The following is a 2548-nucleotide window of genomic DNA, read 5'->3' on the forward strand; positions in this document are numbered from 1 at the left end:
AACCCGGCTGCTCGGCGGTCTCGACGCGCTCCGTGGCGGGGTTGGGCTGCTCTCCCAGGAACTCCACCCACTGCGACTTCACGGCGGGGTAGTGCTTCGCCGCTTCCACCAACTCCATGAAGCACTCGATCATTCCCTCGAACCACTTCTGGAGCTTGGCGTCGGCAATGCGGCCGTCGGCGCCGAACATCTCGTGCGCCCTGGCCAGCGAGAACATGTCAGGATACACGTCGGCGCCCAGGTGCTCCAGCGGCACCCGCAGCGCCCACAGCCCGCGGTTGCCTCCCATCATGGACGGCGACGCCGACATCAGCAGCCCGTGCTTGCGGGTCCACGGCTGCGGGCGGAAGCGCGATACCCAGTCGATGGCGTTCTTCAGCACGCCCGGAATGGACGCGTTGTACTCGGGCGCGGCGATGATGAACGCATCCGCCTCCTTCAGCCGCCGGTGGAACTCGGCCGCGCCCGGCGGGATGCCGTCCTCCGCCTCAAGATCGCCATCGTACGAGGGGCAGTCGAAGTCCGCCATGTGCCCGCGGTCCACCGTTCCGCCGTTCTCCTGCACCACCGCCGCCGCCAGCGACGCCAGCCGGCCGTTGAGCGAGTCGGCGCGCAGCGAGGCCTCGAACACCAGCACGCGAAGGGTATCCTGCCGGGGCATTTCCATGAGCGCCGTTCGGGAGAGAGTCGGTGTCGTGACCGGACCCGCCGGAGCGCGCAAATGCCGCGCCCTGTTCCCGTTCCCGGCCGCATTGGAGTGGGGCGCAACCCTTGCTCCAGGGGCGCCCACCTTTTTTCCCACGGACCGTCGCCGGCATGGACGGCCGGGTGACATATCCTTTTTTCACGCGGAGTATGACTGGCGCCATCTGGTTCGTGGTGGTGGGCGTGCTGCTGGTGGCCATTGCGCTGTCCCGCTCGGTGCTCATCCGCCTGCCGCTTTCCACGGCCATGCTGTACCTGGCGGCCGGGTTCTTTCTCGGGCCGCACGGGGTGGGGCTCCTGCGGGTGGACATCTACACGCAGTCCGCCATCTGGGAGCGCATCACCGAGGTGGCGGTGCTCATCTCGCTCTTCGGCGCCGGGCTCAAGCTGCGCGCCCCGCTGAACGACGGGAGCTGGATGACTCCCCTGCGCCTCGCCACGGTCTCGATGACCGTGACGGTGGGGCTGGTGACGCTCGTCGGCGTGTTCGGGATGGGGCTTCCGGTGGGGGCGGCGGTCCTGCTGGGGGCCATCCTGGCGCCCACCGATCCCGTGCTCGCCTCCGACGTGCAGGTGACCCACCCGACGGACCGCGACCGCCTGCGTTTCGGCCTGACGGGCGAGGCCGGGCTGAACGACGGGACGGCGTTCCCGTTCGTGATGCTCGGCTTGGGGCTGCTGGGGCTTCACGAGATCGGCGAGATGGGATGGCGCTGGTTCGCGGTGGACCTGCTCTGGGCGGTCGCGGCCGGGCTGGGTGTCGGCGCCCTGCTGGGGACGCTGGTGGGACGCCTGGTCATCTACCTTCGCCAGGTTCATCGCGAGGCGGTGGGGCTGGACGATTTCCTGGCGCTGGGCTTGATCGCGCTGTCCTACGGCCTGGCCCTGCTGGTCATGGGCTACGGCTTTCTCGCGGTGTTCGCGGCGGGGCTGGCGCTGCGGCGCATCGAGCGGCGGTCCACGGGCGGTGAGGCGCCGCCGGAAGACGTGGCGCTCGCCGGCTCCGCGGCCGAGGCGGAAGAGGTGGCCACCCATCCGGACAAGGCGCCCGCGTACATGGCCCAGGCGGCGCTGGGGTTCGTGGAGCAGCTGGAACGGATCGGCGTAGTGGCGGTGGTGCTGCTGCTGGGCGGGATGATCTCGTGGAACTTTCTTCCGGGGGTGGCGCTGTGGTTCGTCCCCCTGCTGTTCCTGGTAATCCGCCCCGTGTCGGTGTTCGTGGGGCTGCTCGGCTCCAGCGCCACGCAGGTCCAACGCGGGATGATCGCGTGGTTCGGCATCCGCGGTATCGGCTCGGTGTATTACCTGACGTACGCCATGCAGCACGGGCTGCCCGAGCAGTTCAGCCGCGCCGTCGCCGCGCTGGTCCTGGCCACTGTCGCCGTTTCCGCCCTCGTCCACGGCATTTCCGTCACGCCGCTGATGGGCCTGTACACTCGCGGGCGGGAAAAGGAGGAGGCCGAGTGTGAGTCGAGTGCATCAGGCCAGCCAGAGCGCGAGGTGTCATCCTGAGCGCCGCGGTCTCGGCCGCCGTGGGGCCCTCACCCGTCCTCGCTTAGGCTCGTCCACCCTCTCCCACAAACAGCGTGGGAGAGGGGGTACACCCCAGATATTGCCGCGCCTAAGTGCTTGATGCGCTGTAGCTTGTCATCCTGAGTCCCAGGCGCGCGGCACTCGCCCCGCCCGCCTAGCCTCGCGGGCCGAAGGATCTAACGGCGGAAGGGAAACAAGCCAGGGCGCGGCAGCGGTCACCACGCCCGGGGCCTCGGCTGCCGTGGGGCCCTCACCCGGCCGCGCTGACACGCGTGCCACCCTCTCCCGCAAGCGGGAGAGGGTGTACACC

Annotated in this window: 2 protein-coding genes; one reads left to right on the forward strand and one right to left on the reverse strand. The window is 69.5% G+C overall.

The window, feature by feature from the left end; translation table 11 throughout:
* On the reverse strand, window positions 1-661 hold a 661-nt coding region (locus VIB55_RS25395), incomplete at its 3' end, for an NAD(P)H-dependent oxidoreductase (protein WP_331879500.1).
* A gap of 194 nt (window positions 662-855) precedes the next feature.
* Here VIB55_RS25395 and VIB55_RS25400 point away from each other — a divergent pair.
* Window positions 856-2217 (forward strand): cation:proton antiporter, encoded by a 1362-nt coding sequence (locus VIB55_RS25400; RefSeq protein ID WP_331879501.1) that lies wholly within the window; start codon window positions 856-858, stop codon window positions 2215-2217.
* Window positions 2218-2548: the final 331 nt, after the last annotated feature.

This window comes from Longimicrobium sp., assembly GCF_036554565.1.
Lineage (GTDB): Bacteria > Gemmatimonadota > Gemmatimonadetes > Longimicrobiales > Longimicrobiaceae > Longimicrobium.

Coding starts and splice junctions, on each gene's coding strand:
- VIB55_RS25400 (WP_331879501.1), top strand. CDS start 856: ATGACTGGCGCCATCTGGTTCGTGGTGGTGGGCGTGCTGCTGGTGGCC.